The sequence below is a fragment of the Streptomyces lavendulae subsp. lavendulae genome (genome assembly GCF_002803845.1).
Taxonomy (GTDB): domain Bacteria; phylum Actinomycetota; class Actinomycetes; order Streptomycetales; family Streptomycetaceae; genus Streptomyces; species Streptomyces lavendulae.
On sequence record NZ_CP024985.1, the window covers coordinates 3,454,976 to 3,468,124 of the forward strand.

General features: G+C 74.8%; 13 protein-coding genes. 9 read left to right on the plus strand and 4 right to left on the minus strand.

The features are described from left to right. Positions 1-35: 35 nt before the first annotated feature. Entirely contained in the window at positions 36-224 is a 189-nt protein-coding gene (locus tag SLAV_RS14640) for a hypothetical protein (protein ID WP_030231221.1), read from the plus strand. Here the strand turns inward: SLAV_RS14640 and ilvA are convergent. Beyond that, a complete protein-coding gene (gene ilvA / locus SLAV_RS14645) occupies positions 206-1,438 on the minus strand; it encodes a threonine ammonia-lyase (RefSeq protein ID WP_030231218.1) in 1,233 nt (410 codons plus the stop codon). The genes SLAV_RS14640 and ilvA overlap by 19 nt on opposite strands. A 181-nt stretch (positions 1,439-1,619) precedes the next feature. Between ilvA and SLAV_RS14650 the strand changes: the two genes are divergently transcribed. The 3 genes from SLAV_RS14650 (at position 1,620) to SLAV_RS14660 (ending at position 2,980) form a co-directional block, all read left to right on the plus strand. Continuing rightward, positions 1,620-2,141: a MarR family winged helix-turn-helix transcriptional regulator gene (locus tag SLAV_RS14650; protein WP_030231211.1), complete on the plus strand. Its 522-nt coding sequence runs from the start codon at positions 1,620-1,622 to the stop codon at positions 2,139-2,141. Between the two features lie 105 nt (positions 2,142-2,246). Then, positions 2,247-2,732, plus strand: a complete 486-nt coding sequence (locus SLAV_RS14655) for a sigma-70 RNA polymerase sigma factor region 4 domain-containing protein (RefSeq protein ID WP_234333642.1) — start codon at positions 2,247-2,249, stop codon at positions 2,730-2,732. After that, positions 2,729-2,980, plus strand: a complete 252-nt coding sequence (locus SLAV_RS14660) for a hypothetical protein (protein WP_030231206.1) — start codon at positions 2,729-2,731, stop codon at positions 2,978-2,980. The genes SLAV_RS14655 and SLAV_RS14660 overlap by 4 nt, the downstream gene beginning before the upstream one ends. 55 nt (positions 2,981-3,035) lie before the next feature. Here SLAV_RS14660 and SLAV_RS14665 read toward each other — a convergent pair whose 3' ends face one another. Further along, positions 3,036-4,193 carry a cystathionine gamma-synthase gene (locus SLAV_RS14665; protein ID WP_030231203.1) on the minus strand — a complete coding sequence of 386 codons (1,158 nt, stop codon included), beginning with the start codon at positions 4,191-4,193 and terminating at the stop codon, positions 3,036-3,038. Positions 4,194-4,321: 128 nt separating this feature from the next. Between SLAV_RS14665 and SLAV_RS14670 the strand changes: the two genes are divergently transcribed. The 5 genes from SLAV_RS14670 to SLAV_RS14690 all read left to right on the plus strand — a co-directional run bounded on the left by SLAV_RS14670 (position 4,322) and on the right by SLAV_RS14690 (position 9,641). Continuing rightward, positions 4,322-5,434 (plus strand): hypothetical protein, encoded by a 1,113-nt coding sequence (locus SLAV_RS14670; protein WP_030231200.1) that lies wholly within the window; start codon positions 4,322-4,324, stop codon positions 5,432-5,434. A 159-nt stretch (positions 5,435-5,593) separates the two neighbouring features. Continuing rightward, the gene (locus tag SLAV_RS14675) at positions 5,594-7,195 is read left to right on the plus strand and encodes a M48 family metallopeptidase (protein WP_030231198.1); all 1,602 of its coding nucleotides are present in this window, start codon (positions 5,594-5,596) and stop codon (positions 7,193-7,195) included. Beyond that, positions 7,192-8,283, plus strand: coding sequence for a hypothetical protein (locus SLAV_RS14680; RefSeq protein WP_051841020.1), 1,092 nt, complete (start codon positions 7,192-7,194; stop codon positions 8,281-8,283). Before SLAV_RS14675 ends, SLAV_RS14680 begins: the two co-directional genes overlap by 4 nt. Before the next feature lie 90 nt (positions 8,284-8,373). Next, positions 8,374-9,042, plus strand: a complete 669-nt coding sequence (gene msrA / locus SLAV_RS14685; protein WP_030231187.1) for a peptide-methionine (S)-S-oxide reductase MsrA — start codon at positions 8,374-8,376, stop codon at positions 9,040-9,042. After that, on the plus strand, positions 9,039-9,641 hold the full coding sequence (locus tag SLAV_RS14690; RefSeq protein ID WP_234333641.1) for a DUF3885 domain-containing protein: 603 nt from the start codon (positions 9,039-9,041) through the stop codon (positions 9,639-9,641). The genes msrA and SLAV_RS14690 overlap by 4 nt, the downstream gene beginning before the upstream one ends. Positions 9,642-9,662: 21 nt before the next feature. On the opposite strand, the gene SLAV_RS14695 is transcribed toward SLAV_RS14690, so the two are convergent. Together SLAV_RS14695 and SLAV_RS14700 are read right to left on the minus strand one after the other, a co-directional pair. Continuing rightward, positions 9,663-11,837 (minus strand): sulfatase family protein, encoded by a 2,175-nt coding sequence (locus SLAV_RS14695; protein ID WP_030231184.1) that lies wholly within the window; start codon positions 11,835-11,837, stop codon positions 9,663-9,665. Positions 11,838-11,977: 140 nt separating this feature from the next. Beyond that, positions 11,978-13,024 carry an NAD(P)-dependent alcohol dehydrogenase gene (locus SLAV_RS14700; RefSeq protein WP_030231183.1) on the minus strand — a complete coding sequence of 349 codons (1,047 nt, stop codon included), beginning with the start codon at positions 13,022-13,024 and terminating at the stop codon, positions 11,978-11,980. Positions 13,025-13,149: the final 125 nt, after the last annotated feature.

A 13,149-nucleotide genomic window follows, 5' to 3' on the forward strand; every position in this document is an offset into this window, starting at 1 on the left:
GCCCCCTGCGGACCCGGTCCGCAGGGGGCTCACGCGTGTACGGGGCCGGGCGGGCGCCCGCCACCGCGGCTCCGGCGGTCGCCGAGCGGTACGTGCGGACCGGCACCGCGCTGCGCCGCGGGCGTGACCGCACCGCCTCGCGGCGCCCGCCCGCCCGCCTGCCCGCCCGCTGCCCCGGGCCCGCCCGCTGCCCCGGCCCGGCGCGTCAGCCGATGACCGTGTAGCCCGCGCCGTGCAGGGTGCGGGCGACCTGTGTGCAGTGCTCGGGCCCCTTGGTCTCCAGGTGCAGTTCCACCTCGACCTCGGTGAGCCCCAGGCGCGGGTCGGTGCGCACGTGGCTGACGTCCAGGACGTTGGCGTCCACCGTGGTCAGCACCCCCAGCAGGCCCGCCAGGGCGCCCGGCCGGTCGCTGACGCGCAGCCGCAGCGACAGGTACCGTCCGGCCGCCGCCATCCCGAACTGCAGGATCCGCTGGAGCAGCAGCGGGTCGATGTTGCCGCCCGACAGGACGGCGACGACCGGGCCGCCCCCGTAGCGCTCGGGCTCGCTCAGCAGGGCGGCCACCGGGCTGCAGCCGGCCGGCTCGACGACCAGCTTGGCCCGCTCCAGACAGAGCAGCAGGGCCGAGGAGAGGGCGTCCTCCGACACCGTCCGCACGTCGTCCAGCAGTTCCCCGATGATCGCGAAGGGGACGTCGCCGGGGCGGCCGACCTTGATGCCGTCCGCCATCGTCGTCGGGTGGTCGATGGACACCGGGTGCCCGGCCCGCAGCGAGGGCGGGTAGGCGGCCGCGCCCGCCGCCTGCACCCCGATGACCTTCACGTCCGGGCGCAGGGCCTTGACCGCGACGGCGACGCCGGCGGCGAGCCCGCCGCCGCCGATGCCGACGAGGATGGTGCGCACCTCGGGGCACTGCTCCAGGATCTCCAGGCCGACCGTGCCCTGGCCCGCGATGATGTCGCGGTGGTCGAAGGGGTGGATGAACACCGCCCCGGTGCGGTCCGCGTACTCCTGCGCCGCGGCGAGGGTCTCGTCGACGACCTGGCCGTGCAGGCGCACCTCCGCGCCGTACTCCTCGGTCGCGGCCACCTTCGGCAGCGGGGCGCCGACCGGCATGAACACGGTGGAGCGGACCCCGAGCAGGGAGGAGGCGAGGGCCACGCCCTGCGCGTGGTTGCCCGCGCTGGCGGCGACGACGCCCGCCGCGCGCTGTTCGGGGCGCAGGCCCGCGATGCGCACGTACGCGCCGCGCAGTTTGAAGGACCCGGTCCGCTGGAGGTTCTCGCACTTGAGGTGGACCGGGGAGCCGGTGAGGGCCGAGAGGTGCCGGCTGCCCTCCATCGCGGTCACCCGGGAGACGCCCGAGAGCATCTTCTGGGCCCCCCTGACGTCGTCGAGGATGACCTGCGGGACGGGACGGGGCACGCGGTAGTTCATGCGGCCAGTCTCGCAGCCCGCGGTCCTCCCGGCGCATGGGCGAAATCTCGCCATCCGGGACGACCGCGGGGCGCCCGGAGCCACGGGCCGTATCAGTTCTCGTACGCGGCGTACGAGCCGCCGTACAGCCGGTTACTCTGTCCCCCAACCTTGTCGGACCCAGCGAAGAGAGCCCACGGCCATGCCCTCCATCCCGGCCAGTTCCGACCTGCCCGCGGCGGCCGAAGCGCCCGCCGGATCCGGTCTCCTCGACGCGCTCCAGCACCAGGTGGCCGTCTTCGCCCGGCGGGCCGAGCAGACCCGCCTGGGCGGCGTCGGCCAGGCCCGCAACTCGATGGACCGGGCCGCGTACCTGCTGCTGAACCGGCTCGACCTGGAGGGCCCGATGGGCGTGAAGGCGCTGGCGGGCGGGATGGGCATCGACTCGTCCACCGTGACCCGGCAGGTCGCCCCGCTCGTCGACACCGGCCTGGTCAAGCGGACCTCGCACCCCGAGGACGGCCGGGCCGTCGTGCTCGCGCTGTCGGCGCGGGGCCTGGCGCGGCTGGAGGAGGTCCGCTCCTCGCGGCGCGAGCTGATGGCGCGGGTGACCGAGGGGTGGGCGGAGGAGGAGCGCGAGGCCTTCACCACGCTGCTGACCCGCTTCAACCTGTCGCTGTCGGAGCTGATGGCCGCGGCGGCCGAGGGCGGCCCGGCCTCCTGAACCGGCGCCCGAGCACCGCCGGGGCCGCCCGCGCGGCGGACTCCCCGATCCGGCGGCGTCCGACCCCTTGACCGGGGTGGTGGCACCGGCCCCACCATGGGTGCCGTGGACCGGCGTTCGGGGCGCGACCCGGAGTTCGAGGCCTTCGTCGCGGGCGCGGCGGGGCGGCTCCTGCACGTCGCGGTCCTGCTGACGGCCGAACCCCTGTACGGAGCACCGGCCGGGGCCTCCGGCGGGGCGTCCGGCCCGACGCCCGCGTCCACGGCCGCGCCCGCCGCCCGCCGGATCCTGGCCGGCGCGCTGGCCCGTACGTACGCGCACTGGGAGCGGCTGCGCGGCGACGACCCGTACGACCACACCCGCCAGGAGCTGTGCGCCGCGTACGCCCGCACCGCCCGGCGGCTGCCCCCGGGCACGGGGGTGCTCGCCCGCCTGGGCCCGCTGGAGCGGCTCGTCCTGGTGATGCGGGTCTACGAGGGCGTCGCCGAGGAGGTCACGGCCGCGCAGCTGGGGCTGACGCCGGAGCGGGTCGAGGCCGTCTGCAACCGGGCGGTGGCCACCATGCGGGCCCCCGCGCAGGAGGCCGCATGAGCCCCTTCGACCGTAAGGAAGCCCAGGTCAGGGCGCTGCTGGAGGGACCGCACCCGGCGGTCCCGGCCGGTCTGGCGGCGGCTGCGGCGGCGCACGGCCGGCGGATGCTGCGCCGCCGCCGGGCGCTGCGCCGGTTCGGCTGGACGGTGCTCTGCGCGGCGGCGCTGGCCTTCGCGGTGTGGGCGGCGCTCACCCACCCCTGGGTCACTCCGCCCGCCGACGTGTCGCCGCCCCTGGAGGGCTGGTAGGCCTCCGGGGGCGGCGGGCAGCGACGGCACCGGGGCCGGGGGCCCCGGGACGGGCCTAGCCCAGGGCCTGGGTGAGGTCCGCGATGAGGTCGTCGGCGTTCTCGATGCCGACGGAGACGCGGATCAGGTCCGCCGGGACCTCCAGGGCCGAGCCGGCCACCGAGGCGTGGGTCATCCGGCCCGGGTGCTCGATGAGGGACTCGACGCCGCCGAGGGACTCCGCCAGGGTGAAGATCCTGGTCCGGCCGCAGACCGCGACGGCCTCCTCCTCGCCGCCGGCGACCTGGAAGGAGACCATGCCGCCGAAGTTGCGCATCTGCTTGGCGGCGATCTCGTGGCCCGGGTGCTCGGGCAGGCCCGGGTAGAGGACCTTGGTGACCTTCGGGTGGCGCTTGAGCACCTCGACGATCTTCGCGGCGTTCTCCGCGTGCCGGTCCATGCGCACGGCGAGGGTCTTGATGCCGCGCAGCACGACCCAGGAGTCGAAGGGCCCGGCGACCGCGCCCATCGCGTTCTGGTGGTAGGCGAGTTCCTCGCCGAGGGCCTCGTCGGCGGTGACGAGGGCGCCGCCGACGACGTCGGAGTGGCCGCCCATGTACTTGGTCAGCGAGTGCACGACCACGTCGGCGCCGAGCGCCAGGGGCTGCTGGAGGTAGGGGGACGCGAAGGTGTTGTCCACGACCAGCTTGGCGCCCGCCGAGCGCGCGATGTCGGCGATCATCGCGATGTCGGTGATGCCGAGCAGCGGGTTCGAGGGGGTCTCGACCCAGATGAGCTTGGTCTTGGGGGTCAGGGCCGCCCGCACGGAGTCCGCGTCGGAGGTGTCGGCCACCGACCACTCCACGCCCCAGCGGGAGACGACCTTCGCGAAGAGGCGGAAGGTGCCGCCGTAGGCGTCGTTGGGGATGACCACGTGGTCGCCCGGGGAGAGGAGCGTGCGCAGCAGGCAGTCCTCGGCGGCGAGCCCGGACGCGAAGGCGAGGCCGCGCCGGCCGCCCTCCAGCGCCGCGAGGTTCTCCTCCAGGGCGGTACGGGTGGGGTTGCCGCTGCGGCTGTACTCGTAGCCTTCGCGCAGTCCGCCCACACCGTCCTGCTTGTACGTGGACACCTGGTAGATCGGGGGCACGACCGCGCCGGTCCGCGGGTCCGCCGTGTTGCCCGCGTGGATCGCGCGGGTCTCGAAGCTCTGGTGCTCGTGGCTGTCGTCGCTCATGGGGCAGATGCTATGCCCCGTCCGGGCCGCGGTCCTCTTCCGGCCTGACGGTGCGCCGACGGGACGCTGACCGCGGCGGGCCCGGGGGCATTCGCGTTTCCCCCGCCCCGTCTGGTTCGCTGGAGGACATGCAGATGATCTGGGTCCTGATGGGGCTCGCCCTGGTTGCGGCCATGACGTTCCAGTTCGTACGGGCCAGGCGCGGCGGTGGCGGCCCGCGGCTGGTCGCGCCCGGCAGCCCCGACGCCGCCGACCCCGCGGACTACGGCTTCGCGCGCCAGGAGGACCTGGACATCCGGGTGCCGGGGCCGGACCGGGACCTGATGGACGCGCTGGAGAACGTCCAGCGCACCGGCAGCTGGAAGGCCGCCTCGGCGCTGCTCGGCGGCACCCCCAAGGACGGCGAACGGCGCTGGCAGCGGGTGCAGGCCTTCGGCGGGGCCGCGGCGCTGGAGCTCGTGCGCCAGCCCGGGACCGGCGCGATGTGGCTCAAGGCGTGGCGGCTGGAGCAGGAGAAGGACCCGGGCGGCGCGCAGGTGCACGCGGAGCTGCTGGTGCAGCAGGCGTGGCGGCATTCGGGCGGGGTGGGCGCCGACGACCACCGGATCATCCTGGAGGAGGCCCGCGACGCCTGCCGCAAGGCGGCCCTGCTGGCCCCGGGCGACCCGGTCCCCTTCATCACGGAGCTGGCGGTCGCGCGGGCGCTGGGCTACTCGGAGGCCGAGTTCGACGCGCTGTGGGCCAAGGTGATGGACGTGGCCCCCACGCACATGGGCGCGCACCTGGCGGCCCTGCACTACTGGTGCGAGAAGTGGCACGGTTCGCGCGAGAAGGCCGACGCCTTCTCCCACGCGGCGGCGGCCCGCGCGCCGCAGGGCTCGCTCCTGGCGGCGCTCCCGCTGTTCGCGGTGTACGAGCACCTGCCCGAGGTGGTCCTGGTGAACAGCTTCTGGCAGAGCGCCGTCGTCACGCGGGCGGTGGAGGGCGCGCTGTACGCGGTGCACTCGGCGCGGCCCGACGACCCGATGCTGGCGCACGTACGGCACCTGCTGCTGCTGTTCCTGGTGAACATGGAGCGGTGGGCGGAGGCGATGGAGCAGGTCCGGCACGTGGACGGCTGCGTGGGCGCGCTGCCCTGGTCGGCCTCCCCCGACCCGGCGGCCTCGTACGCGGTCTGCCGGGCGATGGCGGTGGCCGGCTACGAGGCCAACGGCGGCTCCCCGGCGACGCTCCCGCACTGAGCGGGCGGGCCGCCCACCCCCGTCACCAGGAAGGATCCCCCGACAATAAGGTTGCCGTAAGTGAGCACCGGGCCGCATGATGCGGCGGTGGTGGCGCGGGGACGCATGCGCGCCAGGCACTTCTGCACCGCTTTTCATCCCGTGGGGGGATCTGTCCATATGGGCGCTTCACTGCGCGCCTTGCGCGCGCTCGTCCTGCTGTCCGGCTTCTATCTGCTCGGCGTGGTCCTGCTGGCCGTCCTGGCCGGCCTCGACTACGCCGCCTTCACGGCCGGCCTGCACGGCCCGGCCCTGTTCAAGCTCGCCATCGTCTCCGTGGTCCTCGCCGTCCCGATCGTGCGCGGCATGCTCATGCTGCGCACCCCCAAGGGCGAGCCGCCGGCCGGCGTACCGGTCACCGAGGCGCAGGAGCCGCAGCTCTGGCAGACGGTCCGTGACACGGCACGGCAGGTGGGCACCCGCGCCCCGGACGAGATCGTGCTGATCGGCGAGGTCAACGCCGCCGTCAGCGAGGACGCCCGCCTGCTCGGGCTGCGGGCCGGCACCCGCCGCCTCTACGTCGGCCTGCCCCTGATGGCCGGCCTGGACGAGATGCAGCTGCGCGCCGTACTCGCCCACGAGATGGGCCACTACGCCAACCTCGACACCCGCCTCACCCCGCTGATCGCCCGCGGCCGCGCCCAACTGATCCGCACGATCGGCCACTTCCACGAGCGCGCGGACCACAAGGTGGCCACCGAGCGCGCGAAGCAGGAGAAGAAGGCCGAGGTGCGGATCGCCAAGGGCAAGAAAGCCAAGGCCGTCGACACCACGGGCCAGGGCGCGCTGTACCGCGGCATGGCCAGGATCTACACGGCGTACGGCAAGCTCTACATGCGCGCCACCCTCTCCTCGGCCCGCCGCCAGGAGCTCGCCGCCGACCTCGCCTCGGTGCGGGTCGCCGGCCGCGACTCCACCGCCTCCGCGCTGCGCGAACTGAACGCCCTCGACTCGGCGCACGACTTCTACATGGGCTCCTACGCCACCCTCGGCGTCGGCGCCGGGCTGCTGCCCCGCCCCGGCGAGGTCTTCGGCGGCCTGCGCAGGCTGCTCGACGCCCGCTCGGACGAGCTGGAGGACCTGCGCCGGGAGCTGTCCACCGAGCCCACCTCCCCGTACGACTCCCACCCGGCGCTCGCCGAGCGCGTGGCCCGCATCGAGGCCCTGCCGGACGACGGCCGCGCCGGCCAGGCGGCCCGTCCGGCCCTGGAACTGCTCTCCGCCCCCGGGGACGCGCTGGCCACCCTGGAACAGGCGGTCCTCACCCCGCAGGCCCTCGCGCTGGAGCGGGTGGACTGGGACGACCTCGTCCACACGTCGATGACCCACTACGTCGGCCAGGGCGCGCAGGACGTCCGCGAGGCCCTCACCGCCGAGGGCGCGGGCCCGGAGCTCGCCACCCTGCTGGACGCCGTCGACGCCGACCCGGCGGTGCGCTGGCGGATCACCGACCGCTTCCCGAAGTCGGAGCAGGCGAGTGCCGCCACCGGCCGCGCGGCCCGCGAGTTCGCCCGCCCGGTCCTGCGGCGCGCCCTGAGCCAGCTGGTCACCGCCGACCTGACGGCCCGCGGCGCCGCACGCTGGCAGCTGTCCTGGTCGGAGTCGGCCACCCTGCGCTACGCCTCGGAAGACTTCGAGGAGCGCCTCGGCCTGGCCCTGGACGCGGCCGTGGCGGACCTGCCCGATACCGAACCCCTGCGGAAGCTGGTGCTCGCCCCGTGATCGGACTCGTCATCCTCGCCGTCATGCTGCTCGGCGGCGGCTTCAAGTGGGCCAAGGCCCGCCGGGGCGCCGGCAAGCGGGAGGAGAGCGGCCACGGCGGCGCCGCCGCCCGGGCCGCCGTCGAGCGGGGCTTCGTACCCGCCGACCGGCTGGACACGGAACACCGGGCCCCGGTGACCGCCGACGAGCGGGCCGCCGTGGCCGCCGCCGGGACGGGCGACTGGCAGGCCTGCGCCGCCTGGCTGGAGGCGGCCGGAAAGGACTGGGACGAGCGCATCCGGCGCGTCCAGGTCCTGTCCGAACTGGCCGCGGTCGAGGACCAGTGGCTGCTCGCCTGGCGGTCGGCAAAGCCTCAGGACCCGACGGCCGCGGTGGTGCACGCCGACACCGCGGTGCAGGTGGCGTGGAACGTCCGCGGGTCGCTGAGCGCGAGCCAGACCACGCAGGAGCAGTTCCGGATCTTCCACCGGCTCATCGCGCAGGCGCAGGAGGCCGCGCACGAGGCGCAGCGCCTCGCCGATCCGGCCGACCCGGTCCCGTACATGGTCGAGCAGCCGATCGCCATGGCCCTGGGGTACTCGCACGAGCGGTACCGGGAGCTGTGGACGCAGATCACCGAGCGCGACCCGAAGGTGCTGGCGGCCCACACGGGCGCGCTCCAGTACTGGTGCCGCAAGTGGCGCGGCTCGCACGAGGAGGCCCGGGAGTTCGCGCGGGCCTCGGCGGCCGCGGGCGGGCCGGGCGACCTGCTGACGCTGCTGCCGCTGTACGCGCACCTGGAGCAGGAAATGGCCACCGGGGACGCGGACCCGGACGTCTACTACAAGCAGCCGGAGGTCGTCGCGGCCGCGGACGCGGCGCTGGCGGACCTGGCGGCGGCCCGGCCCGACGACCCGCGGGCGGGACGGCTGCGGCACGTGCTGGCGTGGGTCCTGTACTGGCAGGACCGGTACGAGGAGGCGCTGGAGCAGTTCCGGATCGTCGACGGGTACATCGGCGCGGCGCCGTGGACGTACGTGGCGGACCGCAAGGCCCGCTACCTCCGGGTGCGGGACTACTGCGTGAGCCGGGTGCCGGAGAAGGCGTAGCGCCCGCGGCGTGGCGCAAGGAAGGGGCCGGCCGGGGAATCCCGGCCGGCCCCGTTCCGTTGTCCCTTCCACAAGAAGGGAATCGATTCCATGTTCTCGTACCGTCGCACGCCCGAGCTGCCCACCCGCGAGGAGGCCCTCAAGGGCCGCCCGCACCCGCAGTTCTCCCTGCCCGAGCGCCACACGGTCCTCGGCAACCCGCTCGCCGGCCCCTACCCCGCGCACCTGGAGGTCGCCGACTTCGGCCTCGGCTGCTTCTGGGGCGCGGAGCGCAAGTTCTGGCAGACCCCGGGGGTGTGGACCACCCTGGCCGGCTACCAGGGCGGCTACACCGAGAACCCGGAGTACGAGGAGGTGTGCTCGGGCCGGACCGGCCACACCGAGGTCGTCCGCGTGGTCTTCGACCCGGCACTCGTCTCCTACGAGACCCTCCTGAAGCTGTTCTGGGAGTCCCACGACCCCACCCAGGGCTTCCGCCAGGGCAACGACGTCGGCACCCAGTACCGCTCGGCGCTCTACACCCACTCCCCCGCCCAGCAGGCCACGGCGGAGGCCTCCCGCGCCGCCTACCAGGAGGTCCTGACGGCCTCGGGCTACGGCGAGATCACCACGGCCGTCCTCCCGGCGGCGGAGCGCCCCTTCTGGCCGGCGGAGCCGTACCACCAGCAGTACCTCGACAAGAACCCCGCGGGCTACTGCGGCATCGGCGGCACGGGCGTCTCCTGCCCGATCGGCATCGCCGCGGCGCCCGGCGAGTGAGCGTCCCCCTCGCCGACCCCGCGCACGAGCGGCTCGCCCGGCTCTGGCAGGGGCAACGGCCCCCCGGGCCGTGGCTGCCGTGGGACCTGAAGGGCGTGTACCAGGACCGCTGGGTGCGCTTCCACAGCCTGCCGGAGTCCAAGCGCTACCCGGAGGACGAGGCCGAGTACGCCGTCGTCCTCGACCGGTACAACACGGTCCTCGACGAGCTCTTCGCGGGCGGCGAGGTGTACGTGGTGTCGCTCGACTGGGCCGACCCGGCCGAGCCGACGCAGTGGTCGCACCACCGCCGTGCCCTCCATCCGCAGGGCACGGTGTGGACCACCCTGGACGAGACCGACGACCCGGATCCGGAGTACCACAACCGCTGGTACTTCTACGCCGACCGCCGCCCCTGGCAGCGCGGCTGCGCCGACGCGCTGCTGCGCGCCGTCGCCGACGACGCCCTGTCCGGCGTCTTCTTCACGGACCCGGACCTCACCCGCATCCACCACCCGTACGACGGCGGCGCCGACGTCATCCTCCCCACCCCCAAGGAACGCGACCACCTGCGCGACCGGCACGCCTCCTGGCTGTCCGAGCACCCGCGGGGCCTGTGACCGCCGCCGGTGCGGCGGCGGTCAGCGGACCGTGACGTGGGCGCGGGCCCAGGAGGTGTGGTCGAAGGCGGAGTTGCCGTTCGCGTCCTCGACCAGGAGGTGGAGGAGGCGGACGCCGCGGACGTCAAGGTCCAGGGCCACCGGGCCGGTGGCCGCGGTCAGCGTGCCGGTCGTGAGGAGGGTGCGGCCGTCGGCGCGGACCACGGCGCGGGTGGCGCCGGCCGCCGACTGGTTCTTCGAGAAGTCGTCGATGCCGACCAGCGCCGTGAAGCGGTCCGCGCGGCCGCCCAGGTGGTAGACGACCTCCGACGGGGCGTGCACGCCCAGGCCCTTGGGGTACGTGACGCCGCCGAAGGCGATCGGGGTGCCGTCGCCCGCCTCCTTGCGGCCGTTGGAGCGGTCCCGTTCGACGGGGCCCCAGCCGTTGGCGGCCGATACCCAGGGCAGGTCGCTGAGGTAGGAGTCGGCCGTGGGCGGGGCCGGGAGGGGGGTGAAGCGGGTCGCGGCCGTGAAGCGGAACTCCGAGGTGGTCGCGGTGGCGCTCACCGGACCGGCCGCCGTCCCGGGGGCGGTGACCGTCCAGACCGTGGTCAGCGTGGCCCCCGGGGCCAGGGAGGCCGCCGTGGCCGGGCCGGCGGGGACCGCCGTCCAGCCCGCCGGGACGGCCGGCTCGACGCGTACGTCCGTCCAGGCGCGGGCGGTGCCGTTGGCCAGCCGGGTGGTGAGGGTGACCCCGTCCGAGGTCAGCGTCAGGCCCCAGGCGCGGCGCGGGTAGGCGTCCGCCCAGGAGGACCGCAGCAGGGTGGTCAGGGAGGCGACCACCGAGGGGTTGGCCGCCGCCACGTCGTGCTGCTCCCCGGGGTCCGCCGCGAGGTCGTAGAGCTCGAACTGCCACTGCGCGTCGGGGACCGAGCGGTCCCGTGCCGGGGCGAACCGTACGCCCTTCCAGCGGTCCTGGCGGACCGCCTCCGCCACCCGCTTCGCCCGGCCCGCGTCCTGCGCGTTGGCGCGGGCGGTGACTCCCTGCTCGTCCCGGTACCAGTACAGGTGCCCGTGGAGCGGGGCGAGCGCGGGCGTGCCGGCGAGGACCGGGGCGGCGGAGAGGCCGTCGGTGTCCGAGGGGGCGGGGGCGCCCGCCAGGTCGGCGAGGGTGGGCAGGAGGTCGTAGAGGGGGGTGGGGCGGGAGCTGGTGGTGCCCGCCGCGATCCGCCCGGGGGCCCAGGCGATCAGCGGGACCCGTACGCCGCCCTCGTAGAGGTTGCGCTTGTAGCCGCGCAGCGGGCCGTTGGCGTCGAACAGGTCGGGGTCCACCCCGCCCTCCTCGTGCGGGCCGTTGTCCGAGGCCACCAGCACCACCGTGCGCTCCGCGATCCCGTGCGCCCGCAGCCGGTCCACGACCGCGCCGACCTGCGCGTCGAGGAGGCTGATCTGGGCCGCGTGCGCCTTGTTGGACGCCGACCAGCTCCGGGAGGCGTACGGGCCGACGTCGGGGATGTCGCTGGGCGCGTGCGGGAGGTTGGGGGTGAGGAAGAGCAGGAACGGGTCGGGGCCCGCGGCGTGCGCGTCGATGAAGTCCAGGGCGCGGGCGGCGATGGTCTCGGGGGCGAAGGTGCCCGCCGCCACCGGTTCCTTGGCGGCGTTGTGCCAGAGGTAGGCGGGGTAGTACTCGTGGGCGTGCCCGTGGTCGATGTACCCGTAGAACTCCTCGAAGCCGCGCGCCCCCGGGTGGCTGGGCTGGTCGGCGGCCTCGGGGCCGAAGCCCCACTTGCCGAACAGGCCCGTGCGGTAGCCGCGTGCGCGCAGCACTTCCGCGACGGTGGTGTCCCCGTCGCGCAGGGCGCCCTGGCCGCCGCTGTCGGGGTTGGCCCGGACGGCGGCGTGGCCGGTGTGCAGGCCGGTCAGGAGCGCGGCGCGGGAGGGGGCGCAGACGGCGGCCGCGGCGTAGGCGTCGGTGAAGCGCAGGCCCTCGGCGGCGAGGCGGTCGATGCGCGGGGTGGTGATCAGCTTCTGGCCGTACGCGCCGAGGTCTCCGTAGCCCAGGTCGTCGGCCAGGACCACCACGAGGTTCGGGGGCCGCTGCGCGGCGCCCTCGGCGCCCTCGGCGGCGGCGGCCGGCGCGGCCACCGGGAGCTGGGGCAGGGCCGCGAGGCCGGCGGCGGCCGCGGACCCGGCGAGGAAGTGACGGCGGCTGGGCATCTCGAACTCCAGGGCTGCGGACGGTCGGTGACCAGATCATCGGCAGCGGGGGTCCGTGAGGGCCATGCACGGGGCATGAAGAACGTGTGACACCGGCCCCCGCCGTGCGGCGGGGGCCGGTGTCACCGTGGGACCGTGCGTCAGATCGTCGCGGCGTCGATGACGAAGCGGTAGCGGACGTCGCTGGCCAGCACCCGCTCGTACGCCTCGTTGACCTGCTCGGCGGCGATCACCTCGATCTCCGAGCCCAGCCCGTGCTCGGCGCAGAAGTCCAGCATCTCCTGGGTCTCGGCGATGCCGCCGATCATCGATCCGGCGAGGGTCTTGCGGCCGCCGATGACGGAGAACAGGTTCAGCGCGACCGGCTCCTCCGGGGCGCCGACGTTCACGAACGCGCCGTCGACCTTCAGCAGGCGCAGGTACGCGTCCAGCGGGAGCGGTGCCGAGACGGTGGAGACGATCAGGTCGAAGCTCCCGGCCAGCTTCTCGAAGGTGGTCTCGTCGCTGGTCGCGTAGTAGTGGGAGGCGCCCAGCCGCAGGCCGTCCTCCTTCTTGCGCAGGCTCTGCGACAGGACGGTGACCTCCGCGCCGAGCGCGTGGGCGATCTTCACGCCCATGTGGCCGAGGCCGCCGAGGCCGACGACGGCGACCTTCTTGCCGGGGCCCGCCTGCCAGTGGCGCAGCGGGGAGTACAGGGTGATGCCGGCGCACAGCAGCGGCGCGGCGACGTCGAGGGCGAGGCCGTCGGGGATGCGGACGGTGTAGTTCTCGTCGACGACGATGTGGGTGGAGTAACCGCCGTACGTGGGCTGGCCGTTCTTGTCGAGGGCGTTGTACGTGCCGGTGATGCCCTTGGCGCAGTACTGCTCCTGGTCGGCCAGGCACTGCTCGCACTCCCGGCAGCTGTCGACGATGCAGCCGACGCCCACGCGGTCCCCGACCGCGAACCGGGTGACGCCCGGGCCGACTTCGGCGACGACGCCGGCGATCTCGTGGCCCGGGACCATCGGGAAGATGCCCTCGCCCCAGCCGTCGCGGGCCTGGTGGATGTCGGAGTGGCAGATGCCGGAGTACTTGATGTCGATGAGGACGTCGTGCTCGCCCACCGGGCGGCGCGGCACGGTGGTGCGCTCCAGCGGGGCCTTGGGGGCGGGGGCGGCGTAGGCGGCGACCTGGGTGACGGACATGGGGGTGCTCTCTCCTCGGACGAGGACGCCGGTCCGGCCCGGTCGGGGCCGGGCGGTGGCGTCCGTGCTGCGATGGGAACCACGATGCCGTGCCGCGGGCGGCCCACCCAGCCCCCTGCGGAACC

Excerpts from the sequence above, each read along its gene's own strand:
- msrA (WP_030231187.1), top strand. The coding sequence starts at position 8,374 with ATGTTCTCGTACCGTCGCACGCCCGAGCTGCCCACCCGCGAGGAGGCC.
- SLAV_RS14670 (WP_030231200.1), top strand. The coding sequence starts at position 4,322 with ATGCAGATGATCTGGGTCCTGATGGGGCTCGCCCTGGTTGCGGCCATG.
- SLAV_RS14650 (WP_030231211.1), top strand. The coding sequence starts at position 1,620 with ATGCCCTCCATCCCGGCCAGTTCCGACCTGCCCGCGGCGGCCGAAGCG.
- SLAV_RS14700 (WP_030231183.1), bottom strand. The coding sequence starts at position 13,024 with ATGTCCGTCACCCAGGTCGCCGCCTACGCCGCCCCCGCCCCCAAGGCC.
- SLAV_RS14665 (WP_030231203.1), bottom strand. The coding sequence starts at position 4,193 with ATGAGCGACGACAGCCACGAGCACCAGAGCTTCGAGACCCGCGCGATC.
- SLAV_RS14660 (WP_030231206.1), top strand. The coding sequence starts at position 2,729 with ATGAGCCCCTTCGACCGTAAGGAAGCCCAGGTCAGGGCGCTGCTGGAG.
- SLAV_RS14695 (WP_030231184.1), bottom strand. The coding sequence starts at position 11,837 with ATGCCCAGCCGCCGTCACTTCCTCGCCGGGTCCGCGGCCGCCGCCGGC.
- ilvA (WP_030231218.1), bottom strand. The coding sequence starts at position 1,438 with ATGAACTACCGCGTGCCCCGTCCCGTCCCGCAGGTCATCCTCGACGAC.
- SLAV_RS14675 (WP_030231198.1), top strand. The coding sequence starts at position 5,594 with ATGGGCGCTTCACTGCGCGCCTTGCGCGCGCTCGTCCTGCTGTCCGGC.